The organism is Cryobacterium sp. W22_MBD10_FK3, from assembly GCF_052113745.1.
GTDB lineage: Bacteria > Actinomycetota > Actinomycetes > Actinomycetales > Microbacteriaceae > Cryobacterium.
This window is the reverse complement of record NZ_JBGQOH010000002.1, coordinates 333457-359738: the sequence shown is the minus strand read 5'-3', so window position 1 is coordinate 359738 and position 26282 is coordinate 333457. Positions and strand designations below refer to the sequence as shown.

Here is a 26282-nt window from a genome sequence, read left to right as displayed (position 1 = left end):
TTGGTATTACGACGTTTTCAGATTAACCGCTGCCGGGCGATTCCCGGTGATTGCGGTGCCAATTCGCAGGTGTGTCGCGCCTTCGGCGATGGCGGCCGCGTAGTCCTGGGACATTCCCATGGACAGGTATCGCGCATCGGGAGCAATGCCGCGCATCTGGGCCCCGAGCTCGCTGACCAGGGCGAAAGAGCGGCGTGGATCGGCGCCGAGGGGCGCAACGGCCATCAGGCCCAGAAGCCTGAGGCCCGGGGCAGCGAGGACCCGTTCAACGAGCGGGGCGAGGTCGGGTATCGACACACCGCCCCTGGCCGGGTCTTCGGTGAGATTGAGCTGCACGAAGCAGTCCACCGTCGTGCCCTCATCGCCCGGCTCGGTCACCGGGGCGGCGAGGGCGGTCACGAGGGATTCCCTGTCCACCGAGTGGATCACCGACGAGTAGGCCCGCACCTGACGGGCCTTCTTGCCCTGGACCTGACCCACGAAGTGCCACCGGATGCCCGACCCTGCCAGCTCAGCGGCCTTCACCTGCGCCTCCTGGTGCCGGCTCTCCCCGAAATCGCGCACACCGAGCTCGAGCAGCTCCTGCACCAGCGACACCGGCTGGAACTTGGTCACCACCACAGTGGTGATGTCGTCCACCGAACGGCCGGCGATTCGTGCGGCATCGGCTATGCCGCCCTGCACGTTCGCCAGCCGCTGGGAGAGGTCTGGATCCGTCATTACTTCAGGAAATCGGGGATGTCCAGGTCGTCTGAGTCGTCCTCGAACGCCGGGTCGGCGACCGGGGTGCTCGCGGCGGAATCGGTCGACCAGACCGAGCCGGCGGGCTCGGCAACCGGGGCGCTCTCGGCGCCGGCAGCGGCAATGGCGCTGGCCGCACCACCCGAGGCTCCAGCGGCCACACCGGCGGCAACGAGGTCGGAGCGACGAACCTCGGCGACCTTGGCGCCGGGCTCACCGCCGTCGAAGCCCGCGGCGATGACGGTGACGCGCACCTCGTCGCCCAGGGTGTCGTCGATGACGGCACCGAAGATGATGTTGGCTTCGGGGTGCACGGCTTCCTGCACCAGGCGGGCCGCGTCGTTGATCTCGAAGATACCGAGGTTGGATCCACCCTGGATGGACAGCAGCACGCCGTGGGCGCCGTCGATCGATGCCTCGAGCAGCGGCGACGCCACGGCGAGTTCGGCGGCCTTGATGGCCCGGTCGGCGCCGCGGGAGGACCCGATGCCCATCAGTGCGGAACCGGCGCCCTGCATGACCGACTTGACGTCGGCGAAGTCAAGGTTGATCAGGCCGGGGGTGGTGATCAGGTCGGTGATGCCCTGCACACCGGCCAGGAGCACCTGGTCTGCGGTCGCGAACGCTTCGAGCATGCTGATGCCGCGGTCGCTGATCTCCAGCAGACGGTCGTTCGGCACGACGATGAGGGTGTCGACCTCGTTCTTGAGCGAGGCAACGCCGGTTTCGGCCTGCGCCTGGCGGCGCTTGCCCTCGAAGCCGAACGGCTTGGTGACGACACCGATGGTCAGGGCGCCGATCGACTTGGCGATCCGGGCCACGACGGGAGCGCCACCGGTACCGGTACCGCCGCCCTCGCCGGCGGTGACGAAGACCATGTCGGCCCCGGCCAGCGCCTCTTCGATTTCCTCGGCGTGGTCCTCGGCGGCACGACGGCCGACCTCGGGGTCCGCTCCGGCGCCGAGACCTCGGGTGAGGTCGCGGCCGACGTCGAGCTTGACGTCTGCATCGCTCATCAGGAGTGCCTGGGCATCCGTATTGATGGCGATGAATTCGACCCCTCGGAGGCCGAGCTCGATCATGCGGTTGACGGCGTTCACGCCGCCGCCGCCAATTCCAACAACCTTGATGACTGCTAGGTAGTTCTGATTAGTTGACACGTCCGGCCTCCGGTGGAACCCTAAACCTCTACTCGAGGCTTAAAGTTATGCTGAGTATGCAATTCCTAAATTCGAAGTTAGGTGCCACCGGGAGCGCCTTGGGGAGGCGCGCCCGCGTGTCGCGAATCCCGGTCGGTTTCAGCGAACCACAGCGCTGTCCGGCGAGGACACGTCGTATTCGGTGACACTTCCGACGGGGTGGCTCACGATCAGCGCGGCCAATACGAGGGCCTTGTATTCGCTTCGCTCCGCATTGCCCCAAACCACGCGCGCTCCCCCGGCCAGGGTGAGCGCGACATCGTCCTTGGTTGCGGCCGTCACGGTGTCCAGCTGCGCGCGGATGCCCTCGGGCAGTGCGCCGACCACGGCGACACCGGCCTGGAAGCCGGTGCCGCTGGCACCGCCGGCGGTGTCGATCAGGGGGTAGCCCTCGGGCCGGTCGGGGCCGCCCTGAATGACCACCCCGGCCGCGTCGACGAGGTCGAACCCGGCGGCAGAGACTATCGCCCCGACGGGTTCGCGTTCGACGATGCGCACCACGAGAGTGTCCGGTGGCCGGCTTTCGGTGACATAGCTGCGGATCAGGCTGAACTCGCTGAGTTGGGCCTTCACTTCGGCAAGGTCCAGCAGCGGCAGCGGGGTGCCCAGTTGCCCGTCCAAAGCCTGGGCGACGTCGGCAGCCGGGATGCGACTGGTGCCGGTGATCTCGATCGTGCGGAGCGCCATCAGCGGGGAGAAAACGCCGACGAGCACGAAGGCCACGAGGGCGATCACGGTGCCGGCCGCTGCCAGCCACAGGTTACGCCGATGCCGGGACCGTGAGGTGAAGCGTCGAACCTCATTGCGCTCGTACTGTTTGCGGGCACGACGTGCGGCCCGGAGCCGGCCTCGTGCCGCACGCGCGGTCAGCGGGGTGTCGGCTGCGGCGGTCGTGGGAGTGTGCTCGGCAGCCGGCGCGTCGGGCTCAGAAGTCGTCGCCCCGGAACCAGACCCGGTCGGGGTGTCGGCGACGGGCTTGGCGCCGCGCCCGGGCAGGGTCAGGCGCGCGGCGAGGCCTCCGGGGGTGCCTGTCGGTCCCGCTGTCGCTGTCGCTGTCGAGGTCGGTTCCGCTGTCGATGTCGATGTCGACGCTGCCTTCCGCGCTGATTTGGGCAGCTCGATCGGCTCGGTCGGCGCGTCGGCCTCTGCACGGCCGCCGGAGCCGCTCCGGCCGCTCTGGTCGTCAGCGCCACGCCCGGACCCGCCCACGGGCTGTGCGGGCCGTTCCGGGGCGCGTGGTGGGGTCGGCCGGCCGGGCCGGGCCGCTGGTCCTGCTGGACGCTTCATGCGCGAGCGCCAGGGAGAAACCTCATCCGCGCGCACCCGCAGACGGCTCTTCGGTGAGAGAGTCGAGCAGCTGGGGCACGATGCGGTAGACGTCGCCGCAGCCCAGGGTCACAACGAAGTCACCGTCCCTGGCGATGCTGCCGAGGTAGTCGGCGGCGTCCTGCCATTCGGGGATGTAGGCCACGTGAGACGGGTCCTGGAAGCGTTCGGAGACCAGCGCACCGGTCACTCCCGGCTCGGGGTCTTCACGGGCGCCGTAGACCGCGAGCACGATGGTCTCGTCGGCATACTTCTCCAGGGTGTCCGCGAATTCCTGGGCGAACAGCCGGGTGCGGCTGTACAGGTGCGGCTGGTGCACCGCGATGATCCGGCCGCCGCCGACCACGGTGCGTGCCGCGGAGAGTGCCGCGGCAACCTCGGTGGGGTGATGGGCGTAGTCGTCGTAGACGCTGACGCCACGCACCGTGCCGTGCAGCTCGAAGCGCCGTTCGGTGCCGCCGAAGGCCGAGATCGCCTCGAGGGAAGCGGCCGGGTCGAAGCCGAGGCCGACGAGCACGGCGAAGGCGCCGGCAGCGTTGATCGCGTTGTGGCGGCCGGGGATGCGCAGGGTGGCCGAGTAGTCCACACCCTCCCAGGTCACCGAGAAGCTCACCGGGCCGGAGGTCCCGATCGAGTGCACCCGCGCCGTGGCGCCCTCGGCCTCGCCGAAGGTGATGATGCGCTTGTCGGTGAGGCGGGCGGTGACGTGGACGGCGCCGGGGTCGTCCGAGGAGACCACGACGAACTCGTCGGCGTTCTGGGCGAACTCGACGAACGCCGCTTCGAAGGCCTCGAGCGACCCGTAGTGGTCGAGGTGGTCGGGGTCCACGTTGGTGATCAGCGCGATCCCGGTGTCGTAGAGCAGGAAGGAGCCGTCGGATTCGTCGGCCTCGACCACGAAGAGGTCGTCGGCTCCGCTGCCGGCGCTGACGCCGAGCGATTCGATGACCCCACCGTTGACAAAGTTGGGGTCCTGGCCGAGACCGAGCAGGCCCGTGACGATCATGCCGGTGGAGGTGGTCTTGCCGTGCGCGCCCGCCACGGACACCAGACGGTGCGACCGGATCAACCAGGCCAGGGCCTGGGACCTATGCAGCACCGGCAGACCGCGTTCGGTGGCCAGGACGTACTCTGGATTGTCCTGCCAGAGGGCGCCGGTCACCACGAGCGAGTCGGCGTCGCCGACGTTGGCCGCGTCGTGACCGATGCTGATCGTCGCGCCCAGCTCACGCAGGGCGTGCACGTTGTCGGAGTCACGAGAGTCGGAGCCGGTCACGGTGTGGCCTGCGGCGAGGAAGAGTCGGGCGATGCCGCTCATCCCCGAGCCGCCGATGCCCACGAAGTGCACAGTGCCGAGGTCTTCGGGAACTATCAGGGTCAGGTCGGGCTTGATCACGTGGACGTCTCTCTGGCTGGCGGTGCTCGGGTGATGCGGGTGGGTCTGGGTTCAACGTTACGCGGAGTGCGCTTTCGTCGCACCCGAGGCTTCGTCGATGAGCTCGAGGGTGCGTGCGGTTCCGTCCAGCACACCCACCGACTGGGCGGCGATGCTCATGTCGTGGATGCGTTGCGGCTGGGCCAGAACCGGCAGCAGCGCCGACCGGATCCAGTCGGGCAGGAATTCGGCGTCGTCGACGAGGATGCCGCCGCCTGCAGCCACGACGTCGGCGGCGTTGAAGCGTTGTTCACCGTTTCCGACCGGGTACGGCACGAACACGGCGGGGATCCCGAGGGCGCTCAGCTCGCTGACCGTGGCTGCTCCGGCGCGGGAGACCGCGAAATCGGCGACGGAGAGAGCGAGGTCCATCCGGTCGCAGTATGCGACCATCCGGTAGCCGGGCAGCGTGGGATCGTCGACCTCCGCGGCGTTGCCGGTGATGTGCAGCACCTGCCAGCCCGCGCCGGTCAGGGCAGCGGCGGAGTCGACGACTGTGCGGTTGATGCGCCGGGCACCGAGCGATCCGCCAGTGACGAGCAGGGTCGGCAGGTCGGCGTCGAGGCCGAAGAACTCCAGGCCGCTCGCACGCGAGCCGGCCCTGTCGAGGGTCTCGATCTCCCGGCGCAGCGGCATGCCGACGACGCGGGCGTGCCGGAGCCTGGTGCCGGCGAAGGCCACCCCGACCGAGCGCGTGAGCGCGGCGCCCACGCGGTTGGCCAGCCCCGGCTTGGCATTGGCCTCGTGGATGGCGATCGGAACACCGGCGCGGCGCGCGGCCAGGTAGGCCGGAGTGGCGACATAGCCGCCGAAGCCGACGACGACGTCGACCTTCCGGTGGCGCAGGATCTGGGCGACGTCGTTGATGGCGCGATTGAATTTCGGCAGGAATCCCAGCGCCGCCCGGTTGGGGCGCCGTGGGAACGGCAGCCGCGGCACGATCAGCAGTTCGTAGCCACGTTCTGGAACCAGACGGGCCTCAAGACCCTCGGCTGTGCCCAGCACGAGCACGCTCGCCTGCGGGTCCCGCAGGCGCAGGGCGTCGGCGACGGCCAGCAGTGGATTGACGTGACCGGCGGTTCCCCCGCCGGCCAGCAGGTAGGTGGTCATCTCGTGGTTCCTCGGTTCGGTGCGACGCCGACCGGGGCCGGGCGTGTGAGTGTGGCGGCGGTCTCGCCTGCGACGGCCTCCTCGGCCAGGGCATGGTCACTTCGGGCGAAGGAGAGCACAACACCGATGGCGCCGAGGGTGGTGAGCAGCGCGGTGCCTCCGGCCGAGATGAGCGGCAGCGGAACGCCGAGCACCGGGAGCACCCCGAGGACGACACCGATGTTGACGAGGGCTTGACCGATGATCCAGACCATGACGGCTGCGGTGGTGACCTTGATCTGCATGTTGGTGGTGCCGCGCATGATGCGGATGAATGCGAAGGCGAGCAGCACGAACATCAGGAGCACCACGATGGCGCCGATCAAGCCGAGTTCTTCGCCGATGATGGCGAAGATGTAGTCGTTGTCCGCGGCCGGCAGCCACGACCACTTGGCCTTGGAGTTGCCCAGCCCCACGCCGAACACTCCCCCGTTGGCCAGGGCCCAGGTGCCGTGCAGGGGTTGCCAGCAGGCTGCCGAGATGGTGCCGTTCAGTTCGTCGCAGCCGTCGACAGCGAAGCTCAGGATGCGGGTCATCCGGTTCTCACTGCTGATCGCCAGCAGGACTCCGGCCACCGCACCGATCACCAGCGGGACGGCCAGCATGCGCAGCCGCACACCGGCGAAGAAGAGCGCGCCGAACAGGATGCCGGCCATGATGATCACGGTACCGAGGTCACCGCCGATCATCACGAGCAGAACCGACCCGCCGCCGACGCCGAAGACGGGGATGTACACGTGCCGCCAGTCGTCGAGCTTGTCTTTCTTCTGCGCGAGGATCACGCCCAGCCAGATCACCAGTGCGACCTTGATGGCTTCGGACGGTTGAAACTGCACTCCGAAGATGGAGAGCCAGTTGGTGTTTCCGGCGACGGTCACGCCGAGTCCGGTGAACACCACCAGGCACTGGAAGAAGCAGGCAATCCCCAGGGCGGGCCAGGCGATGCGCTTCCAGAATTTCACCGGCAGTCGACTGATCACGAGCATCAAGGGAATGCCGACCACGGCGAAGATGCCTTGCCTGAACAGGCCACCGTAGAATCCGGCGTCTTCCAGATAGGAGTCCACCGACGAGGAGGACAGCACCATGACCAGGCCGAAAATGACCAGGAACACCGTGGTGCCGAGCAGGAGCAGGTAGTTCGTTGATTCGGCCCTGAACACCTTGCCGAGGTTGATCCTCGTCAGGATGCTGCCACCGGAGCCGTGCTGTTCAGCCTGGGACTGGGTGGAGTCAGGCACCCGGGTACGAGGACGAGTCTTCATGCGACCCACCTCCCAAATAATCGTGTACGGCCTGGGCGAACTTCGCCCCGCGTTCCGCATAGCTCGCGAACTGGTCCATGGATGCAGCCGCAGGTGCCAGCAGGACCACGTCGCCCGCCGAGGCGAGGGATGCGGCCAGACCGACCGCTGACGGCATGACCTCACCAGTGTCATCCGAGTCGATCTCGAACACGCGCAGGGCGGGGGCGTGTCGCCGGAATGCCGCGAGGACTTGCTCCCGTTCGACACCGATCACGATAGCGCCGCGCAGCCTGTCGGCGTGCCTGGCGACGAGGTCGCCGATGTCGACGCCCTTCAAGAGCCCGCCGACGAGCCAGACGACGGAGTCGAACGCCGCCAGCGAGGCGTCAGCGGCGTGCGGATTGGTGGCCTTCGAATCGTCGATCCAGCTGATGCCGTCGCTGACGGCCACGACCTCGATGCGGTGCGCGTCGAGCCGGAAGCCGGACAGGGCCGTCTTGATGGCCGCCGGCGGCACGTCGAACGACCTGGCCAGCGCCGCGGCGGCCAGGATGTTGGCGACCACGTGCGGGGCGGCCAGACCGACGGCGGCGAGGTCGGCGACCGTGGTGAGCTCGATTGCGCTGTCGAAGCGGTCGTCCAAGAACGCCCGGTCGCAGAGGATCCCGTCGACGATGCCCAGGTCGCTGGGTCCGGGCACGCCCAGGCCGAAACCGATCGCCCTGGCACCCTCGCTGACGTCAGCGTCCTCGACCATGCGCATCGTGGCGAGGTCGGCCTTGTTGTAGACGCAGGCCACGGTGGTGTTCGAATAGACCTTGGCCTTGGCGTCGCTGTATGCGGCTGCGGAGCCGTGCCAGTCGATGTGGTCATCGGCGATGTTGAGGCAGACGCTCGAGAACGGCACCAGGGCGCCGGGGCCGGCCAGCGGCAGGTGGTGCAGCTGGTAGCTGGACAGCTCGACGACGAGCACGTCCCAGCCCTGCGGGTCGCGGATGGCGTCGAGCACGGGAACGCCGATGTTGCCGCACGGGGCGACCCGGTGTCCGCCGGCGGCGAGCATCGTCGCGGCGAGCTGCACCGTGGTGGTCTTGCCGTTGGTGCCGGTCACCAGGATCCACGGTGCGGCCGGTCCGACCTTGTCGCGCAACCGCCAGGCCAGTTCGATGTCGCCCCAGACCGGAATGGCCTGTGCCTCGGCCCAGACCAACAGCGGGTGGTCCGGGTGGAATCCAGGGGACACGATGATGAGCTCGGGGTTGTGGGCGACCAGGGCGTCCGGCGCCACGTCGAGGTCGGCGGTGACCAGGGGTACGCCGAGCACCTCGAGAAGTCGGGCCCGTTCGTCCGGGGCGCGTCCGGCCACGACCAGAACGTCGGAGCCGAGCTCCGCCAGGGTGTCCGCCGCGGCGAAGCCGGTCATCCCGAGCCCGAGCACCGCCACGCGCAGGCCGGACCAGTCGGAGTGCCAGCTCGTCAGCGTGTTGAGCCGCTCCGCGCTGGCCCCGTGGTCGGCACCGGCGTCGGTGCCTGAATCGGTGCCGGAATCGGCGGCGGGGTCCTCGTAGGAGTGCGCACCCATCAGCGGGCCAGCCACTCGAGGTAGAACGTTCCGACGCCGGCGGCAACGAGCAGTCCGCCGACGATCCAGAAGCGCACCACGACAGTGACCTCGGCCCAGCCCTTCAGCTCGAAGTGGTGGTGGATCGGGCTCATCAGGAAGATTCGCTTGCCGCGAGTCACCTTGAAGTAACCGCGCTGAACGATGACCGACCCGGCCTCGATCACGAACAGGCCGCCGATGAGCACCAGCAGGAGCTCGGTGCGGCTGAGGATGGCCAGGGCGGCCAGCGCGCCGCCGAGGCCGAGCGACCCGGTGTCGCCCAGGAAGATCTTGGCCGGTGAGGTGTTCCACCAGAGGAAGCCGATCAGGCCGCCGACGATCGCCGCGGCCACGATGGCCAGGTCGAAGGCTTCCGGCCCGGCGTAGCACTTGTACATGTCGGCGATGTCCGACCCGCCGGGGTTGCAGGACTGGTTCGACTGCCAGAACCCGATGATGATGTACGAGCCGATCGCGAAGACCAGTGAGCCGGTGGCGAGGCCGTCGAGGCCGTCGGTGACGTTGACGCCGTTGGAGGTCGCCGCGACGATCAGGCAGATCCAGATGATGAAGGCGGCGATCCCGATGAAGGTGCCGAGCTTCATGAAGTCCAGCGGCAGGTCCCGGATGAACGAGATATGCGTTGAGGCCGGTGTCTGGCCGTACTTGTCGGGGAACTGCAGTGCCATCCAGCCGAACGCACCGGCGACGATGACCTGTCCGGCGATCTTCTGCCAGCCGCCGAGGCCGAGGCTGCGCTGGTTGCGGGTCTTGAGGAAGTCGTCGAGGAACCCGACCAGGCCCAGGCCCACCATCATGAACAGGACGAGCAGCGGGGACGCCGTGAGCGGGCGCTGTTGCTGCCACATCGCCAGGAAGTAGCTGATCAGCACGCCGACGATGATGATGATGCCACCCATGGTCGCCGTACCGCGCTTGGCGTGGTGGCTCTTGGGTCCGTCATCGCGGATGAACTGGCCCCAGCCGAGTTTGTGGAAGAGCCTGATGAACAGCGGTGTCAGCGTCAAGGTGAAGACGAGGGACATCGCTCCGGCCAGCAGGAGGGCAATCACGAGTACAACTTTCCCAGCCGGTCACCGAGGAATCGGAGTCCGGCTGAATTTGATGATTTGACGAGCACGGTGTCGCCAGGCTTGATGGTGTCGCGCAGCAGGTCGAAGGCCTCGTCTGAGGTCTCGACGTACGCCGATTCCCCGTCCCAGGAGCCCTCATTGATCGTGCTGATGTGCATGCGCCGGGCCGAGCGACCGACCACGACGAGTTGGGAGATATTGAGCCGCACCGCCAGGAGCCCGATCCTGTCGTGCTCCTCACCGGAGAGCTCGCCGAGTTCGCTCATCTCGCCGAGCACAGCGATGCTGCGCCCGTCGGGCTTCCGGATCTGGGCGAGGGTCTTCAACGCCGCTGTCATTGAATCGGGGCTGGCGTTGTACGCGTCATTGATCACGGTGACGTCGTCCCGGCCGCCGAGCACCTCCATGCGCCAGCGTTCGGCGACGCTGACGGACTCGAGGGCGGCGACGATATCGTCGATGGGAACGCCGAGGACGTCGGCGGCTGCGGCGGCGGCCAGGGCGTTCATCACGTGGTGTTCGCCGAGAACCTTGAACGACACGGGCCGGCTGGTGCCGTCCGGCAGGTGCAGGGTGAAGGTGGTTCCGGCACGGCTGCCGTGAATGGAGGAGGCTCGCACAGTGGCGCCGTCGCTCTCACCGAACCACACCACGCGGGCGGCGGTGACATCGGCCATGCCGGCCACCCTGTCGTCGTCAGCGTTCAGGATGGCGATGTCGTCGGGCCGGAGGTCGGTGACCATCTCGGACTTGGTGCGCACGGTGGCTTCGATACCGCCGAAACCGCCGGCATGGGCCAGGCCCACCTTGAGTACGATGCCGATGTCGGGCCGGGCCATCCGCACCAGGCGCCTGATCTCGCCCTCGGCGCTGGCACCCATCTCTGCGACGAGAAACTCTGTGTCCGGCGTCACTTCGAGCATGGTCAGCGGGGCACCGACCTCGTTGTTGAACGAGGCGCGCGCGGCGACCGTGGGGCCGACTCGTTCGAGGATGGCGCGCAGCAGGTTCTTGGTGGTGGTCTTGCCGTTGGATCCGGTGATGCCGATGACCTTCAGTCGGCCCGCGGCACGGATCCGCGCGATCACCGCGGTGGCGAGGTCGCCGAGGGCGACAACGGCGTCGGGCACCAGCACCTGGGCCACGGGCAGGTCGAGCACCCGCTCGACGATGATCACGGCGGCTCCGCTCGTGACGGCCGCCGGAGCAAAGAGGTGACCGTCGGTCTCCTCCCCCGGCTTCGCGACGAAGATGTCACCGGCGGCGACCTCGCGGGAGTCCGTGTGCACGGCCCCGCCGACGAGGGAGTCCGCGGTCAGGGCGTCGGGGTCAGACGGGTCGACGAGATGGAGGGTGCCGTTCATGGCCGCGGCGATCTCGGTCAGGGTGAGGGCGATCATCTACAGCCACCCGGCTTCCTGCAGTGCGACGCGGGCGTCATCTCTGGCTGAGTACGGGAGCTTCACTCCGGCAACCTCCTGGTAATTCTCGTGGCCTGGGCCGGCATAGAGCACGACGTCACCCTCCCCGGCCAACGACAGCGCCAGGCGGAAGGCCGTGGCCGGGTCGGGTTCCTCGTGGAGTTCCCCGCCGGGGACGGCCGCGCGGGCCGCGGCCAGCAGGGTGGCCCGGATGGCGGCCGGGTCTTCGAAACGGGGGTGGAAATCTGTGATCACGACGGCGTCCGCGCCTCGCGCTGCGATGGCGCCCATGTCGGCGCGCTTGGTCTTGTCCCGGTCGCCGTCTGCACCGAAGACCATCACGATGCGTCCGGCGGTCGAGGCGCGGATGGCCGCGAGGGTGTTGAGGAAGGCGTCCGGGCTGTGGCCGTAGTCGATGTAGACCAGGGGGCCGCGATCGCCGGAGATGAGCTCCGCCCGGCCGGGGATGTACGCGTCGATGCCGCCGTCCCGGGTGAGAGCGTGGTCGATGGCGGCGAGGTCGAACCCGCTCTCCACCAGCAGCACGATCGCAAGCGCCGCATTGGCGGCCATGAACCAGCCGAGCAGCGGCACCCTGGTCTGCAGGCGTCGGCCGTCCGGGCCTTCCAGGGTGAACTCGGTGAAACGGGCACCCGTCTCGACGACGGTCATGTGCCAGTCTGCGGAGGAGTCCGCGTGCGTCTCGTCGCCCTGAGGGTGGTTGGCGAGGGTGGTGACCGGGATGCGGCACTCCGCGACCAGGCGGCGACCCCACTCCGAGTCGACGGTGACGACTCCGCGGCGGGCCCGGTCGGGCTGGAAGAGTTCCAGCTTGGACTGGAAGTACTCCTCCATGCTCGGGTAGTCGTCCAGGTGGTCGTGGGACAGGTTGGTGAACCCGGCGAGGTCGAAGACCAGCCCGTCCACCCTGTGCTGGGTGACGGCCTGAGCTGAGACCTCGATACCGACGGCCCGCACCTCGGCTTCGCGCATCCGGGCCAGGAGGGCGTGCAGTTCGCTGGCCTCCGGGGTGGTGAGGGAGCTGGTCACGGCGACGGAGCCGATTCGGCGTTCGGCCGTTGAGGTGAGTCCGGCCACGACGCCGAGCTGGTTGAGGATGGCAAACAGCAGGTACACGACGCTGGTCTTGCCGTTGGTCCCGGTGACGGCGAAAAGAGTCGCCGGGTTCTCACCGGTGCGGTGGATCCAGGCGGCGACCGTGCCGAGCGCTGCACGGACATCCGGGGTGACCAGAATCGGCAGGCCGCAGTCCGCGGCCAGCAGAGCACCGGCTTCGTCGGTCAGAACCGCGACGGCGCCGGCCTCGCGGGCCGCGGCGGCGTAGGACGCCCCGTGGCTCATCTGCCCAGGCACCCCCACGAAGAGGTCGCCGGGCTGCACGGCGCGCGAACTCAGGCTCACACCCGTCAGTTCACGGTTGGCGGCGTCGCCGCGCAGGTCAAGCTCGAATTCATCGACCAGTCCAGACAACGATCGCGGGACCGGATGCTGAGGACGGAGAGCCGAGGGTGCCAAATCGGTCACGGGGCTCACTTTCTTACCAGGAACCGGAGAGATCAGGCGCGGCGGCGCCCGAGGGAACTGCCCGGTACTTTTTCAGCACCTGACTCATGACCTCTTGAAAGATCGGAGCGGACGCTGCTGACGAATTCATGTTAACAGGATCGGCCAGACTCACCGAAACGACGTACTGCGGATCGTCGGCTGGAGCGAAGCCCGACACCGACACGAGGTAGCCCTTCGAGTAGCCGCCGTTGCCGTCCGGCATCTGCGCGGTGCCGGTCTTGGCGGCCACCCGGTAGCCCGGAATGTTCCAGGCGTCGGCGAGCCAGCCCTGCTGGTAGACCATCTCGAGCATTTCAGCGGTTCCCTTGGCCGCGTCGGCCGAGACCACCTGGGTGCCCTCGGCGGAGGGAGCCTCGGTGAGGGTGCCGTCCGCGGCGCGGCAGCCTGAGACCAGCTGCACGGGCATCCTGACCCCGCCGTTGGCGATGGTCTGGTAGATACTCGAAACCTGAAGCGCTGTCGTGGTCAGTCCCTGTCCGAACATGGTGGCGTATTGGGTCTGGTTGTCCCAGTCCGCGGCCGGGTACAGGATGCCGGGGTCTTCGCCGGGGAAACCGCTCTCGGTCTCGGTGCCGACACCGAACTTGGTCATGTAGTCGTAACGCTGCTCGTCGCTGAGCAGTTCGCCGAATTTCGACATTCCGGTGTTCGACGAATCGATCAGTACGCCGGTGAGGGTCAGCCGCAGGTCACCGTGCGCCGAACTGTCGTTGATGTTGGCGCCGTTCTCGGGCAGGTAACGGTAGGGGGCCACGACCTGCGAGTCCGGGGTCGCCAGTCCGGCGTCCAGCACGGATGCGGCGGTCAGGGCCTTGAACGTCGAACCGGGTTCGTAGGAGGCCGTGAAGGCGCGTGAACCCCGGTCCTCGGGGTTGGTGGTGGCGCTGACGTCGTTCGGGTCGATGGTGGGATAGTCGGCGACGGCGACGAGCTTGCCGGTCTTGACCTCCTGCACGACAACGTTGCCCCAGGCGGCTCCGGTTTTCTGGGCCTGCTCTGCGAGCACCTGCTGAACAAAGAACTGCAGGTCGGAATCGATTGTGGTCAAGACGTCCTTACCGTCGACGGCCGGCTCGGTCGTGACGGTGCTTTCGGGCAGGCGAACGCCATCGGCACCGCGCTCATAGGTCTCCGTGCCGTTGTTGCTGGCCAGGCAGGAATCCTGGCCTGCTTCGAGTCCGGCCTGCGCCTCGCCCTGTGCCGAGACGAACCCGACGAGGTTGCCGGCGACGGCACCGTTGGGGTACACCCGGCCGGGGTTCTGGTAGAGGTAGAGCCACGGGATGTCGAGGGCGTCGAGGGCCCGGAACGCGTCGACGTCGATCTTCCTGGCCACGACGGCGTAGTCGGACTCGGGGTTGTCGGCGAGCGAGTCGGCGATCAGCGCCACCGTCTGCTCGGCCGGCTGACCGAGCACGGCGCCGATCTCGGCGGCGGCGTCGGCGACGGTGACAGTGGTGTCAACGCCTGCCACCGTGCGGGTGAACGTCGTGGCGTTCTTGGGTGAGAGCGCCACGTCGTAGCGCATCACCGTACCGGCGAGGACGACGCCGTTGGCATCGAGGATCTCGCCGCGCGAGCCGTACACGGTTCTGTCGACGGAGCGGTTGCCGAGCGAATCCGCACTCAGGCTCTCCGCGCGAACGACCTGGATGTCGACGAGGCGCACGACGAACAGGCCGATGATCGCCACGAGCACGACAACGGTCGCCGCGACCCTGCGCTTGCTGGACATGTTTGTACTGGCCACGTGGGGACCTCCTGTACCGGACTGTACCGGCGTTTATCGGGTGGTCGGCGAAGGCAGGCCGTCGGTCACCGCAACTGCGGCGGGTGCGGCCGCGCCGGCAGCGCTGCCGGCTGCTACTCCGGCGCCTGCTCCCCCGGCGGGCAGCTGGGTGACCAGCGGCACGCCGGTGAGCAGCGAGTTGGGAACCAGGCTGGCCGCGCCGGCCTGGCCGCCGCTGGCCGAACTCGGGGCACCGAGCACGGCGCCGTCGGAGAGCCGCAGGTAGGCCGGAGTGGAGTTGTTGATCATGCCCAGTGCCTCCGCGTTGGCCGCGAGGCTCTGCGGCGAGGACACCCGGATGAGGTCTTCGCTCACGCTGTCGGCAGTGCGGCCGAGCTCGACCTGGCTGGCGCGCAGCGCCGAGATCTCGTAGGCGCCCTGGGAGATCCCCACGCTCAGCAGCAGCTGCGCGACGACGATGGCACCGACGCAGCCGACGGCCGAGAGCGCGTACACGATGCGGGGACGCTTGTGAGTGCTCGGGCTCACGATCTCGATGTGGCGGCGTTCGTCGCCGTCCGGGCGTGCGTTCCACTCGGGGCGCAGTGTTTCGGCGTTCAGCACCCGGGCCAGGTTGTCGCTCATTCGGCTCTCCTCAGTCGTTCAGCGGCACGAAGGCGAACCGACGTTGCACGGGGGTTGATGGCTTTTTCGTCATCCGACGCGAGCTCTGCGCCCCGGATGAGCAAGGTGAATATCGGCTTGTGCTCCGGCAGCTCCACCGGGAGGCCGGCGGGGGCGCTCGACGTCGACGCGGCAGCGAACATCCGCTTCACGATCCGGTCTTCGAGGGACTGATACGCCATCGAGACGATGCGGCCCCCCACGGCGACGGCTTCCATCGCGGCAGGGATCGCACGTTCGAGAACCGCCAATTCCTGGTTGACCTCGATGCGCAGCGCCTGGAAGACCCGTTTGGCGGGGTGCCCCATACGCTGCACCGCGACCGGGGTGACCTTGGTGATGACCTCGACCAGCTGGGCGGACCGCACGAAGGGTGTGGTCACCCGTGCGTCCACAATCGCCTTGGCGTAGCGGCCGGCGAGCTTCTCTTCGCCGTACTCCTGGAAAATGCGGCGGAGGTCGCCCTCGCTGTAGTCGGCGAGGATGCGCTCGGCGGTGAGCGGTGAGGTGCTGTCCATGCGCATATCCAGCGGCGCGTCTTTGGAGTAGGAGAAGCCGCGCTCGACCTGGTCCAACTGCATGCTGGAAACGCCGAGGTCGAAGAGAATGCCCTGCACCTCGCTGATGCCGAGGCCGGCGAGGGCGTCGAGGATGCCGTCGTACACGGTGTGCACAAGGTGGATGCGGTCGCGGAACGGCTTGAGGCGTTCCTCGGCGACGGCCAGGGCGTCGAGGTCGCGGTCCAGGCCCACCAGGGTGAGGCCGGGGAACCGGCTCAGCATGGCCTCGGCGTGCCCACCCATGCCGAGTGTGGCGTCGACGAGCACGGCCCCTGGCTTGTCCAGGACCGGGCCGAGCAGCTCGATGCTGCGTTCGAGCAGGACCGGGATGTGGATGTCGTTCAGCTGCGGCCGTTCGGCCGGGCTGCCTGCGGTGTTCTCGGGGGTCATCTCGTCGTTCGTGTCGTTGGTGTTGTCGTTGTTCGTGTCGTTGTCGGTGTCGTTGTTCATAGCTGCTGCCGGGGCCGGATCCTGAGGCCTGATCCCCATCCGTTTCGCCTGGCACCGGGGAAGTGTGTCAGGAGGGCAACGGCTGGGAGTCAGGCGCCAGGAGCTAGAAGAGTCCCGGAATCACCTCCTCCGTGATGTTGGCGAACTCGACTTCCTTTTCAAGGAGGTAGGCCTCCCAGACCTCGGTGTCCCAGATCTCCACGCGGTTGCCCACGCCGATCACCGAGAGGTCTCGGCCGAGACCGGCGTAGGCCCGCAGGTTCGCCGGAATGGTCACCCGGTTCTGCTTGTCGGGAGTCTCGGCGCTGGCGCCGGAGAGGAAGACGCGGAAGAAGTCGCGTCCCTCCTTGCTGGTGATGGGGGCCTGCCGGATCTTCTCGTGCACCTCGTCGAAATCCCTGGCTGTGAACACGTAGAGGCATCGTTCCTGACCACGGGTCATGACGATGCCGGTCGAGAGCTCCTCACGGAACTTGGCCGGCAGGATGACGCGTCCTTTTTCGTCGAGCTTGGGGGCATAGGTCCCGAGGAACATTCATCACCCCTCTCTTCCGGCCAAGGTCAGGTGTTGCTCCACTTTACTCCACTATCAACCACCGTGTCTGGAAAACGGCCGATATTGCTGCGAATCCGCCCAATTATTCCCCGGAAACACCCTGAATCACAGGGTGGAGGAAAATCCCACGTTTTGACCCGGTTTCGGGTGGTTTTGGGCACAAAAAAGGACCGACCTGGTGGCCGGTCCTGCGGGGAGGGTCGAAGTGGGTGAAAAGGGAGGCGTTTGCTCTTCGCCGGCTATCCGCTGGCTAAGGAGTGGTTAACCGCGAAACGCCCACCATCCTGCGTGACAGGGGCGGGCGTTCCGTGAAGCGGTGGTGGTTACTGCTGACCGTCCTGTCGACGGTCCCAACGATCGTTGAGCTTGTCCATGAAACCCTGCTGATTACGCGCCGCCGCCGGCCGACGGGACTGGGTGGACGACGGCTTCGTCGCCCTGGCAGTGCGGCCCGGCGTGATGGCCAGCAGCACGCCTCCGAACATGATGATGAATCCGATGATGCCGAGCCAGAGCTGCTGCACAGCAACACCGGCGACAAGAGTGGCTATCCCGACGACGCCGGCGAGCACGCCCAGCACGATGGATCGGTAATTGGGGCGCAACCGGGTGCCCCCAACGCTCGCCACGAATTCGGCATCGTTGTGATAGAGACTGCGCTCCATCTCTTCGAGGAGTCGCTGCTCTTGTTCTGAAAGCGGCATCTCATTCCTCCAATTGGGGATCGAGCGGATTAGACCCTAATTCTAGTCCCGCCGAGATGGCTAGGCTAGGCAGGTGGCACAAAGCACCCGACTGGTCGATCTGGTTCATTCTCGCATCGACGAATTCATCAACACGCGTGAATCAATTGTGACGACCATCAGCCCGGACGTGACCGTGCTGGTGGACTTCTCACGGCAGTTTCTCAGCGGCGGAAAGCGATTCAGGGCGCAGTTCGCCTACCTCGGCTGGCAGAGCGTTCCGGCCGTCGCTGCAAGCTCAGCGGGGCGGTCTTCAGACGCAGCCCCCGGTGACCTCGCCGGCATCGTGGCGGTCGCCTCGTCGCTGGAGGTCTTCCACGCCGCGGCCCTGGTTCACGATGACATCATCGACAACTCCGACACCCGACGCGGCGCGCCATCCGCTCACCGTCGCTTCGAGCGACTGCACGGCATCGAAGGGTGGGCAGGCACCCCGGCCGACTTCGGCCGGGCCTCGGCGATCCTGCTCGGCGACCTTCTGTTGGGTTGGAGCGACGAGCTGCTCGACGAGGGACTCGACGACGCCGCCGACAGGGCCAGCGCGCGCCGCGCCCGCCGGGAGTTCAACCTCATGCGCACCGAGGTCACGGCCGGGCAGTACCTCGACATCCTCGAGGAACGGGCCTGGGTCACCCAGCCGGAGGCCGAACTGCTCGACCGCGCAGTTCGCGTGATCGTCTTCAAGTCAGCCAAGTACAGCGTTCAAGCGCCCCTGGTGATCGGTGCGGCCCTCGCTGGGGCCGACGATGACCAGCTCGACACGCTACGCGCCTTCGGCCTGCCGCTCGGCATCGCCTACCAGCTGCGGGACGACCTGCTCGGAGTGTTCGGGGACGCGGCCGTGACGGGAAAGCCCAGCGGGGACGACCTGCGCGAGGGCAAGCGGACCGTGCTGATCGCCCTGACCAGGGAGCGCCTGGACGAGGCCACCCGGAAGACCGTGGACAGCCTGCTCGGGCGCGAGGATCTGACGCCTGAGCAGATCTCGTCGCTGCAACAGATCATCCGGGACAGCGGCGCCGTGGACAGGGTGGAGACGCTCATTCAGCAGAACGTCGGCCAGGCCCTTGCGGTGCTGGACGGCTCGGACGTGGCGGCCGGGGTGTCGACCGAACTGACCGACTTCGCCCACACGGTCACCCGCCGGGTCTTCTAGCCCCGGCCGGCCGCGTGGCCGGCCAGGGTTTCGCCGAGGTTAGGCCAGGGCCTGGGCGACGCGGCGAACCTCGGCCTTGCGGCCGGCCAGCAGCGCGTCGATCGGTGCCACGCCGAGGCTGTCGTCGACCTCGAGCAGCCACTCCATGGCCTGGTCGTCGGTGAAGCCATCATCGGCCAGCACGATCAGCGTGCCGCGGAGCTCGCTGACGGGTGCGCCGTCGCGGATGAAGGAGGCAGGCACGCTGACCCGACCGTCGCGGCGGACGGCGAGGAGGTGCTTGTCCTCGATGAGCTGGCGAACCCGGCTGTGGCTGATGCCGAGGATCTCGACGAGATCGGGAATGGCGAGCCAGGTGCCTGCCGGTGCGGAAGCGCCGGCCGTGTCGTTGGAGGGGACGGAATGCGGTTGAACTGAAGACGAATCGGTCACCCCCCAAGCTTCCCACGATTCAGGATCGCCGACAAACCCCCGTTGCCGCCGACTTGCCGCGCCGAGCAGCAGTTTTCTCCCATTTGTGAAGGCATCTTGCCGCGTGTCCGCGTGGTTAATTGACTCGGCATTCCAACTGTGTCAGCGTTGAGGACACGTCAGCTATCCCGGATAGCTGCCGACGAGCAGTCAACGAGCGGAGCGTCATGTCGGTTAGAGCCAGCAAGATCGAAACGGGGACGGTCCCAACGGACTCCCCCGTCGAGACGACAGGCTCGCCCAGCACGGGTTCGTCGGCGTCAGCACGGCACCGCCCGGCACCCACCGGCATGCGCAGGTCCATCGGCGCCTTCGCGAGCATCCCCCTGGTGGTCGTGAGCACCCTCGCGATCGTGCTCAACCTCGCTTCTCCCGCCCAGGCGGCCACCGCCATCAAGAAGCCGTTGAAGAGTCGCACCACCCTGCCGCAGACCGTCGTCAAGCCGGTGCAGGCCGTGCAGCCGGCGGCGACGCCGGCCCCGAGCCAGTACACCGTCGCAGACGGCGACACCATCAGCGCCATCGCCGGCAAGTTCGGCCTCTCCACCGCCTCCGTTCTGGCCCTCAACGGCCTCGGCTGGTCCGCCGTGATCTTCCCGGGCCAGGTACTCACCCTGTCGACGACCCCCCTCGCCGTCGCCGCGGCTCCCGCCTCCGTAGCGACCGAACTCACCCGGTACACCATCCAGTCCGGCGACACCCTGAGCGGTGTCGCCGCCGCCCACGGCGTCGCCACCGACGCCCTGTTCAGCGTCAACGGCCTCGGCCGCAACAGCATCATCTTCCCCGGCCAGGTCATCGTGCTTCCCGCCGCCGGATCGGCCGCGGCGCCCGCGGCAACGGTGTCCGCAGCGAGCGTCACGCCCACCACCGGCGGCGGCCACACGGTCGTGGCCGGCGACACCGTCGACAAGGTCGCCGGTGCAGCCGGCGTCACTGTGCAGGCGGTTCTCGAAGCCAACGGTCTGGGCTACTCGAGCGTCATCTACCCCGGTCAGGTGCTGGCCATCCCCGGCGCCGCACCGGTGCTCGACGCGGTTCCCGCCGTGGTGATCACTCCCGTGGCCGCGCCGACGCCTGCTCCGGCCCGCGGCACGGTGACGCGTCTCACCGCCGACATGGCCGCCAACGCCAGGCTCATCATCGCTGTCGGCCGCGAGGCCGGCGCGAGCGACGCCGCCCTGGTCGTTGCCCTCGCGGCAGCAGCCCAGGAATCGGGCATGCGCAACATCGACTACGGCGACCGCGACTCCCTCGGCCTCTTCCAGCAGCGTCCCAGCTCAGGTTGGGGCGATGCCGCCCAGGTCATGGATGCCGATCGGGCCACCCGCGCATTCTTCGGCGGATCGGTCAACCCCAACCCCGGTGTCACCCGCGGGCTTCTGGACATTCCGGGTTGGGAAGCCATGTCGGTGACCCAGGCCGCGCAGGCCGTGCAGATTTCTGCCTACCCCGACCTGTACGCCAACTGGGAGGCATCCGCCCGCAGCTGGCTGGCCGAATTGGGGTAAATGCCCGTATTGCCCGGGTCAGTAACCGAATCGTGTCCCGCCGCGCTGTGGGCCGTCCAGAGGAACGCCCGAGTTTTCCGTAGACTCGACGGGTGACCGAAGCCCCCATTGACCCCATGATCGGCCGTCTCATCGACGGTCGCTATCAGGTGCGCTCCCGGATCGCCCGCGGCGGTATGGCCACCGTGTACCTCGCCACCGACCTACGTCTGGAACGTCGGGTGGCGATCAAGATCATGCACGGCCACCTGGCCGACGACAACGCATTCCGCAGCCGCTTCATTCAGGAGGCGCGCTCCGCCGCCCGCCTCGCCCACCCCAACGTGGTGAACGTCTTCGACCAGGGCCAGGACGCCGACATCGCCTACCTGGTGATGGAGCACCTGCCCGGCATCACACTGCGCGACCTGCTCAAGGACTACGGCCGCCTGACGCCAGAGCAGACCATGGACATCCTCGAGGCCGTGCTGTCGGGTCTCGCCGCCGCGCACAAGGCCGGAATCGTGCATCGCGACGTGAAGCCGGAGAACGTGCTGCTGGCCGACGACGGCCGCATCAAGATCGGAGACTTCGGTCTCGCCAGGGCAGTGAACAACAACACCGCCACCGGGCAAGCCCTACTGGGCACCGTGGCATACCTCTCCCCCGAGCTGGTCACCCGCGGCATCGCAGACGCCCGCAGCGACATCTACGCCCTGGGCATCATGACCTACGAGATGCTCACAGGTGAGCAGCCCTACGTCGGTGAGGCTCCCATGCAGGTGGCCTACCAGCACGCCAATGACACAGTTCCCATGCCCAGCCTCGTTGCGCCAGGCGTGCCCGCCGAACTCGACGAGCTCGTGCTCTGGGCGACCGCGCGCGATCCCGAGGAACGCCCACGCGACGCCAGGGTGATGCTCGATCAGCTGCTGGACGTGGAAAAGCTGGTGCGGCCCCGCGAAGACGCCGGCATGCAGGCGACCATGGTGCTCCCGCGCGGTGTCGCGGCCACATCGGCCGACGCCGAAACCCAGATTCTGAACCGTGCGCCACTGGCGACGTCCACCCTGGTCGCAGCCCCGGACGAGTCAGAGCCCGACAATGCCACTCAGCTGGCGGGAACGACGAAGAAGCGTCGCCGGCGCGGCTACTGGTGGTTTGCCCTGATCGTCTTGCTTGCCGCTCTGGCCGGCGGCGCGGGCTGGTACTTCGGTGCGGGCCCAGGCTCGGAGATCGCGGTGCCGTCTCTGGTGTCGTCGACCCCTGAGGACGCGACCGCTCAACTGGACGCCCTCGGGTTGGTCACCGAGCAGGGAACCGAGTACAGCACCCAGATCGCGGCCGGTTTGGTCGCCAGCACCGACCCCGGGGACGGTGCGCGGGTGCCCAAGGGCAGCACCGTGACCATCAACGTGTCGCAGGGGCCGGCACCGATCACGCTTCCGGTGCTCGCCGGGCTGACCACGGATGCCGCGTCCGGCGCGATCGCCGAGGCCAAGGCGGTGCCTGGAAGCGTCGACGAGATCTTCAACGGCGACGTCGACGCGGGCCTGGTGATCTCAGCGACCCGCGAGAGCGACGGCGGAGACGTCTCGCAGGGCGGCGACTACTTCGAGGGTCTCACCGTCAACCTCGTGGTCTCGCTCGGGGGCATCCCCGACGTCACCGGCGAGTCGGTCGACGATGCCACGGGCATCCTCGAAGACAAGGGCCTGGTGGTGCAGAGCGGCGAGGAAACCTACAACGACACCATCGCGGAGGGCGACGTCATCTCCGTCGCCGCCGCCGAAGACGGCCCCATCCGCGCCGGCTCGACCCTCGTGCTCACGGTGTCCCGAGGTCCGGCTCCGGTCGAGATCCCCGACGTCGCCGGGTTGCCCTGGAACGAGGGCAAGGCGAAGTTGACCGACCTCGGTTTCAAGCTCAACTACAACCTGGCCGCCGACGCGATCGCGGCCATCATCAGCGTGAAGTCCACCGACCCGGTGGCGGGCACCCTCGCCCCCAAGGGCAGTTCGATCAGCCTCACGCCGACCAACCCGTTCGGGTAGTCGCCGAACGGGCGACGCCGGCGCGTCACGGCGTCCACGCCGGCCTGCTCAGCACCGCGCCGGCAGACAGCACCGCGCCGGCAGACAGCACCGCGTCGACAGACTCGACCTTCGGGCCAGACGCGAACTGCCCCGTCCCGGACGAGGTGACCCGGTAGACCGGGGCAGCTCGTCCGTGACGGGGCAGCCGTGTGGTGCGTGTTGTGCGGGTCGCGCCGGTGTCAGCGGGCGGCGAGCTCCTCGGCCACCAGGAACGCGAGTTCCAGGGACTGCATGTGGTTCAGGCGCGGGTCGCAGAGCGACTCGTAACGGGTGGCCAGTGCGGCCTCGTCGATGTGCTCCGAGCCGCCCAGGCACTCGGTGACATCGTCGCCGGTGAGCTCCACGTGGATGCCACCCGGGTGGGTGCCGACCGACCGATGTGCCTCGAAGAAGCCCTTGACCTCGTCGACGACGTCGTCGAAGCGACGCGTCTTGTAGCCGGTGGGGGTGGTGACGCCGTTGCCGTGCATCGGGTCGGTCACCCAGAGCGGCGTGGCGTCGCTGGCCGTGATGGCCTCGAGCAGCGGCGGCAGGGCGTCGCGGATCTTGCCGGCGCCCATCCTCGTGATGAAGGTGAGGCGGCCGGGCTCGCGGTTCGGGTCGAGCTTGTCGATCAGGCGCAGCATGTCGTCGATCGAGGTGCTCGGGCCGAGCTTGACGCCGATGGGGTTCCGCACCCGCGACAGGAAGTCCACGTGCGCGCCGTCGATCTCCCTCGTGCGTTCGCCGATCCAGACGAAGTGCGCAGAGGTGTTGTACGGCGTGCCGGTGCGGGAGTCGATCCGCGTCATGGGCCGCTCGTAGTCCATCAGCAGGCCTTCATGGCTGGTGTAGAACTCGGTGCGGCGCATGGCCTCGAAGTCGGCGCCGCAGGCGATCATGAACTTGATCGCGCGGTCGATGTCCTTGGCCAGGCCCTCGTAACGCTGGTTCGCCGGGTTCTTCGCGAAGCCCTGGTTCCAGCTGTGCACCTGACGCAGGTCGGCGAAGCCGCCCTGCGTGAAGGCGCGGATGAGATTGAGGGTGGACGCGCTCGTGTGGTACGCCTTCACGAGCCGGTCTGGATCGGCCTCGCGAGACTCCGGGGTGAAGTCGTAGCCGTTGACGATGTCGCCGCGGTAGGCCGGCAGGGTCACGTCGCCGCGGGTCTCGAAGTCGCTGGAGCGCGGCTTGGCGAACTGGCCCGCCATGCGGCCCATCTTCACCACGGGCATGGAGGCGCCGTAGGTCAGCACGACGGCCATCTGCAGCACGGTCTTGACCCGGTTGCGGATCTGCTCCGCGGTGGCGCCGCCGAAGGTCTCGGCGCAGTCACCGCCCTGCAGCAGGAACGCTTCGCCGCGAGCGGCCTGAGCGAGCCGGTCACGCAGGATGTCGACCTCGCCGGCGAACACCAGCGGCGGCTGCGTGGCCAGCTCGGCGGATGCTGCCGCGACGGCGTCGGCATCGGGCCAGGCCGGCTGCTGCTTGATGGGAAGCGTGCGCCAATAGTCCAGCCCGTTGATTACAGATTTGTCTGCCACTACAACCGGTTCGGTGGGGTCTACCACGGGACTGAGCCTGTTTTTCTCTTCTGCGGCCCGCATCTGCGGGCCTGGGGTGAACGTCTCCGGGTAGGCATCTGCACGACCCGAGAGCGGAATTCGAGCCTAGCGTGAAAGGCTGGCGCGCTTCTCTTTGACACTGGTGGCGTACACATCGACATACTCCTGCGTGCTGAGGCGGCGCAGTTCGTACATCAATTCGTCCGTCACGGAGCGCAACACGAACCTGTCGCCCTCCATTCCCTCGAACCGGCTGAAGTCCAGTGGCTCACCGATCACGATGCCGATGCGGCGCACCTTGGGGACGCGGGTGCCTGTGGGCATGGCCTTCTCGGTGTCGATCATGGCGACGGGAACAACGGGGACCCCTGCCTCAAGCACCATGCGGGCCACGCCGGTGCGGCCGCGGTACATTCGGGCGTCTGGGCTGCGGGTGCCCTCCGGATAGATACCGAGCGCTCCCCCGCCGTTCAGCACGGCGAGGCCGGTGTTCAAGGAGTCCTCAGAGGCCTTGCCGCCGGAGCGGTCGATGGGCAGCTGGCCGGTGGCCTTGAAGAACTGCCGGGTCGCCCAGCCCTTGAGCCCGGTGCCGGTGAAGTACTCGCTCTTGGCGAGGAAAACCACCCGGCGCGGCACCACCAGGGGCAGGAACACCGAGTCGATGAAGGACAGGTGGTTGCTCGCGAGAACCACGCCGCCCTCTTTGGGGATGTTGTCGAGCCCGATCACCCAGGGCCGGAACAGGCCGAGCAGGAGGGGGCCGGCCACAATATTCTTCATGAACCAGTAGAACATCGGTGTCCTTACGTGAGCGGATGCCGGCCGGCGGGGCGCTGGGCCACTGCGTGCGGCAGCACCGACAGCCTACTCACCGGTGACGTGCCGGCGGGCGAGGTCGGCAGCGCCGACCACCCCGGCGTCGTTGACGAGTTCGGCGATCGCGAACACGGCCTCCGGGTGGTAGCCACGCGCGGGCAGGTTCGCCAGGTAGGCGGTGCGGATCGGCTCCAGGAGCTGCTCCCCCGCCGCGGCGACACCGCCGCCGAAGACGAACACCTGCGGGTCGAGCACAGCGGCGAGGCTGGAACAGGCCTGACCGAGCGACGTGCCCAGTTGGCGGAGGGCGGCCAGGGCGCCGGGGTCGCCGTCCTGGATGAACCGGCCCACGTCCTTGCCGGTGAGCTTGCCACGCTTGGAGCGCGCCGCGGCCAGACCCAGGCCGATGCCGCCGGCATCCGCGAACTCATTGGCGATGCGCAGCAGGGCCCTGCCGGAGCCGTACTGCTCGATGCAGCCGTGGGCGCCGCAGCCGCAGGGCAGCCCGTCGGGCACGACGCGGAGGTGGCCGAGTTCGGCTCCCACGCCGAAGCCGCCGCGGAAGAGCCTGTCGTTGGACACGATGGCCCCACCGACGCCGGTGCCGATGGTGAGGGTGACCATGTCGCTGTACAACCGGCCGGCACCGAAGCAGAACTCCGCCCAGCCGGCCGCGTTGGCGTCGTTCTCGATGATGATGGGCAGGGACACCCTCGATTCGAGCTTTTCGCGCAGCGGCTCGTTGCGCCAGTTGATGTTAGGTGCGTAGTAGACGGTGGACTGGGCTGCGTCGATGAACCCGGCGGCGGCCACGCCGGCGGCGACGACGTCCTCGCCCGCAGAGAGGCCCTCGATCATCTCGACGACGGCGTTCTCGATCTCGCCGGGGTCGCCCGCGTTCGTGGGTCGACGATCCGACCTGATGATGGTTCCGAATTCGTCGACGAGGGCGCCGGCGATCTTGGTCCCGCCGATGTCAATCCCAATGGCGTGCACGAGCGCACCTTTCGTAGTAGGGCAACAGTGTTCTTCAGGTCGGCTCAAAAACAGCACGGGGCACGCAGCGACCTGATCGACCACGCAAGGCACCCCCTAGAGTGTAGTAAATGAGCACGCCGCCGGGAGAATCGCAGGTTCAGGTCGATTCAGCGGCTAGAGTGGTCGCACTTACCCCGTCCGGTGCCA

General features: G+C 67.9%; 22 protein-coding genes. 3 read left to right on the top strand and 19 right to left on the bottom strand.

What is annotated here, in order from left to right; translation table 11 throughout:
* Positions 1-6: 6 nt before the first annotated feature.
* From ACEN2M_RS04630 to ACEN2M_RS04560, 15 genes are all read right to left on the bottom strand, one after another.
* Positions 7-720: a YggS family pyridoxal phosphate-dependent enzyme gene (locus ACEN2M_RS04630; RefSeq protein ID WP_441646958.1), complete on the bottom strand. Its 714-nt coding sequence runs from the start codon at positions 718-720 to the stop codon at positions 7-9.
* Complete coding sequence (ftsZ, locus tag ACEN2M_RS04625) at positions 720-1901, bottom strand: cell division protein FtsZ (RefSeq protein ID WP_441646957.1); 1182 nt, start codon at positions 1899-1901, stop codon at positions 720-722. Before ftsZ ends, ACEN2M_RS04630 begins: the two co-directional genes overlap by 1 nt.
* Positions 1902-2039: 138 nt before the next feature.
* The gene (locus tag ACEN2M_RS04620; RefSeq protein WP_441646956.1) at positions 2040-3227 is read right to left on the bottom strand and encodes an FtsQ-type POTRA domain-containing protein; all 1188 of its coding nucleotides are present in this window, start codon (positions 3225-3227) and stop codon (positions 2040-2042) included.
* Positions 3228-3249: 22 nt separating this feature from the next.
* The gene (gene murC, locus ACEN2M_RS04615) at positions 3250-4662 is read right to left on the bottom strand and encodes a UDP-N-acetylmuramate--L-alanine ligase (RefSeq protein WP_441646955.1); all 1413 of its coding nucleotides are present in this window, start codon (positions 4660-4662) and stop codon (positions 3250-3252) included.
* 57 nt (positions 4663-4719) lie between these two features.
* On the bottom strand, positions 4720-5811 hold the full coding sequence (locus ACEN2M_RS04610) for a UDP-N-acetylglucosamine--N-acetylmuramyl-(pentapeptide) pyrophosphoryl-undecaprenol N-acetylglucosamine transferase (protein ID WP_441646954.1): 1092 nt from the start codon (positions 5809-5811) through the stop codon (positions 4720-4722).
* A complete protein-coding gene (gene ftsW / locus ACEN2M_RS04605; RefSeq protein ID WP_441646953.1) occupies positions 5808-7115 on the bottom strand; it encodes a putative lipid II flippase FtsW in 1308 nt (435 codons plus the stop codon). The genes ACEN2M_RS04610 and ftsW overlap by 4 nt, the downstream gene beginning before the upstream one ends.
* Positions 7084-8679, bottom strand: coding sequence for a UDP-N-acetylmuramoyl-L-alanine--D-glutamate ligase (gene murD, locus ACEN2M_RS04600; protein WP_441646973.1), 1596 nt, complete (start codon positions 8677-8679; stop codon positions 7084-7086). Before murD ends, ftsW begins: the two co-directional genes overlap by 32 nt.
* Positions 8679-9773 carry a phospho-N-acetylmuramoyl-pentapeptide-transferase gene (gene mraY, locus ACEN2M_RS04595; protein ID WP_441646952.1) on the bottom strand — a complete coding sequence of 365 codons (1095 nt, stop codon included), beginning with the start codon at positions 9771-9773 and terminating at the stop codon, positions 8679-8681. Before mraY ends, murD begins: the two co-directional genes overlap by 1 nt.
* Positions 9770-11194, bottom strand: a complete 1425-nt coding sequence (locus ACEN2M_RS04590; RefSeq protein ID WP_441646951.1) for a UDP-N-acetylmuramoyl-tripeptide--D-alanyl-D-alanine ligase — start codon at positions 11192-11194, stop codon at positions 9770-9772. Before ACEN2M_RS04590 ends, mraY begins: the two co-directional genes overlap by 4 nt.
* Positions 11195-12760 carry a Mur ligase family protein gene (locus ACEN2M_RS04585; RefSeq protein WP_441646950.1) on the bottom strand — a complete coding sequence of 522 codons (1566 nt, stop codon included), beginning with the start codon at positions 12758-12760 and terminating at the stop codon, positions 11195-11197.
* 13 nt (positions 12761-12773) lie between these two features.
* Positions 12774-14552, bottom strand: a complete 1779-nt coding sequence (locus tag ACEN2M_RS04580; RefSeq protein WP_441646949.1) for a peptidoglycan D,D-transpeptidase FtsI family protein — start codon at positions 14550-14552, stop codon at positions 12774-12776.
* A 33-nt stretch (positions 14553-14585) separates the two neighbouring features.
* Positions 14586-15176 carry a hypothetical protein gene (locus ACEN2M_RS04575; protein WP_441646948.1) on the bottom strand — a complete coding sequence of 197 codons (591 nt, stop codon included), beginning with the start codon at positions 15174-15176 and terminating at the stop codon, positions 14586-14588.
* Complete coding sequence (gene rsmH, locus ACEN2M_RS04570) at positions 15173-16165, bottom strand: 16S rRNA (cytosine(1402)-N(4))-methyltransferase RsmH (RefSeq protein ID WP_441646972.1); 993 nt, start codon at positions 16163-16165, stop codon at positions 15173-15175. Before rsmH ends, ACEN2M_RS04575 begins: the two co-directional genes overlap by 4 nt.
* A 163-nt stretch (positions 16166-16328) precedes the next feature.
* Positions 16329-16760 carry a division/cell wall cluster transcriptional repressor MraZ gene (gene mraZ, locus ACEN2M_RS04565; RefSeq protein WP_441646947.1) on the bottom strand — a complete coding sequence of 144 codons (432 nt, stop codon included), beginning with the start codon at positions 16758-16760 and terminating at the stop codon, positions 16329-16331.
* A 344-nt stretch (positions 16761-17104) separates the two neighbouring features.
* The gene (locus tag ACEN2M_RS04560) at positions 17105-17485 is read right to left on the bottom strand and encodes a DUF3040 domain-containing protein (RefSeq protein ID WP_441646946.1); all 381 of its coding nucleotides are present in this window, start codon (positions 17483-17485) and stop codon (positions 17105-17107) included.
* Positions 17486-17558: 73 nt separating this feature from the next.
* On the opposite strand from ACEN2M_RS04560, the gene ACEN2M_RS04555 reads away from it, so the two are divergent.
* The gene (locus tag ACEN2M_RS04555) at positions 17559-18680 is read left to right on the top strand and encodes a polyprenyl synthetase family protein (RefSeq protein WP_441646945.1); all 1122 of its coding nucleotides are present in this window, start codon (positions 17559-17561) and stop codon (positions 18678-18680) included.
* 39 nt (positions 18681-18719) lie between these two features.
* Here ACEN2M_RS04555 and ACEN2M_RS04550 read toward each other — a convergent pair whose 3' ends face one another.
* Positions 18720-19112: an Rv2175c family DNA-binding protein gene (locus ACEN2M_RS04550; RefSeq protein ID WP_441646944.1), complete on the bottom strand. Its 393-nt coding sequence runs from the start codon at positions 19110-19112 to the stop codon at positions 18720-18722.
* Between the two features lie 329 nt (positions 19113-19441).
* Here ACEN2M_RS04550 and ACEN2M_RS04545 point away from each other — a divergent pair, with 329 nt between their 5' ends.
* On the top strand, positions 19442-20662 hold the full coding sequence (locus ACEN2M_RS04545; RefSeq protein WP_441646943.1) for a LysM peptidoglycan-binding domain-containing protein: 1221 nt from the start codon (positions 19442-19444) through the stop codon (positions 20660-20662).
* 92 nt (positions 20663-20754) lie between these two features.
* Complete coding sequence (gene pknB, locus ACEN2M_RS04540; RefSeq protein WP_441646942.1) at positions 20755-22695, top strand: Stk1 family PASTA domain-containing Ser/Thr kinase; 1941 nt, start codon at positions 20755-20757, stop codon at positions 22693-22695.
* A 221-nt stretch (positions 22696-22916) separates the two neighbouring features.
* On the opposite strand, the gene ACEN2M_RS04535 is transcribed toward pknB, so the two are convergent.
* The 3 genes from ACEN2M_RS04535 to ACEN2M_RS04525 form a co-directional block, all read right to left on the bottom strand.
* Positions 22917-24287, bottom strand: a complete 1371-nt coding sequence (locus ACEN2M_RS04535; protein ID WP_441646941.1) for a class II 3-deoxy-7-phosphoheptulonate synthase — start codon at positions 24285-24287, stop codon at positions 22917-22919.
* A gap of 99 nt (positions 24288-24386) precedes the next feature.
* The gene (locus ACEN2M_RS04530) at positions 24387-25076 is read right to left on the bottom strand and encodes a lysophospholipid acyltransferase family protein (protein WP_441646940.1); all 690 of its coding nucleotides are present in this window, start codon (positions 25074-25076) and stop codon (positions 24387-24389) included.
* A 69-nt stretch (positions 25077-25145) separates the two neighbouring features.
* Positions 25146-26093: an ROK family glucokinase gene (locus ACEN2M_RS04525; RefSeq protein ID WP_441646939.1), complete on the bottom strand. Its 948-nt coding sequence runs from the start codon at positions 26091-26093 to the stop codon at positions 25146-25148.
* Positions 26094-26282: the final 189 nt, after the last annotated feature.

Coding starts and splice junctions, on each gene's coding strand:
- ACEN2M_RS04630 (WP_441646958.1), bottom strand. CDS start 720: ATGACGGATCCAGACCTCTCCCAGCGGCTGGCGAACGTGCAGGGCGGC.
- ACEN2M_RS04620 (WP_441646956.1), bottom strand. CDS start 3,227: ATGAAGCGTCCAGCAGGACCAGCGGCCCGGCCCGGCCGGCCGACCCCA.
- ACEN2M_RS04610 (WP_441646954.1), bottom strand. CDS start 5,811: ATGACCACCTACCTGCTGGCCGGCGGGGGAACCGCCGGTCACGTCAAT.
- ftsW (WP_441646953.1), bottom strand. CDS start 7,115: ATGAAGACTCGTCCTCGTACCCGGGTGCCTGACTCCACCCAGTCCCAG.
- murD (WP_441646973.1), bottom strand. CDS start 8,679: ATGGGTGCGCACTCCTACGAGGACCCCGCCGCCGATTCCGGCACCGAT.
- ACEN2M_RS04590 (WP_441646951.1), bottom strand. CDS start 11,194: ATGATCGCCCTCACCCTGACCGAGATCGCCGCGGCCATGAACGGCACC.
- ACEN2M_RS04575 (WP_441646948.1), bottom strand. CDS start 15,176: ATGAGCGACAACCTGGCCCGGGTGCTGAACGCCGAAACACTGCGCCCC.
- rsmH (WP_441646972.1), bottom strand. CDS start 16,165: ATGACCCCCGAGAACACCGCAGGCAGCCCGGCCGAACGGCCGCAGCTG.
- mraZ (WP_441646947.1), bottom strand. CDS start 16,760: ATGTTCCTCGGGACCTATGCCCCCAAGCTCGACGAAAAAGGACGCGTC.
- ACEN2M_RS04560 (WP_441646946.1), bottom strand. CDS start 17,485: ATGCCGCTTTCAGAACAAGAGCAGCGACTCCTCGAAGAGATGGAGCGC.
- ACEN2M_RS04545 (WP_441646943.1), top strand. CDS start 19,442: ATGCGCAGGTCCATCGGCGCCTTCGCGAGCATCCCCCTGGTGGTCGTG.
- ACEN2M_RS04530 (WP_441646940.1), bottom strand. CDS start 25,076: ATGTTCTACTGGTTCATGAAGAATATTGTGGCCGGCCCCCTCCTGCTC.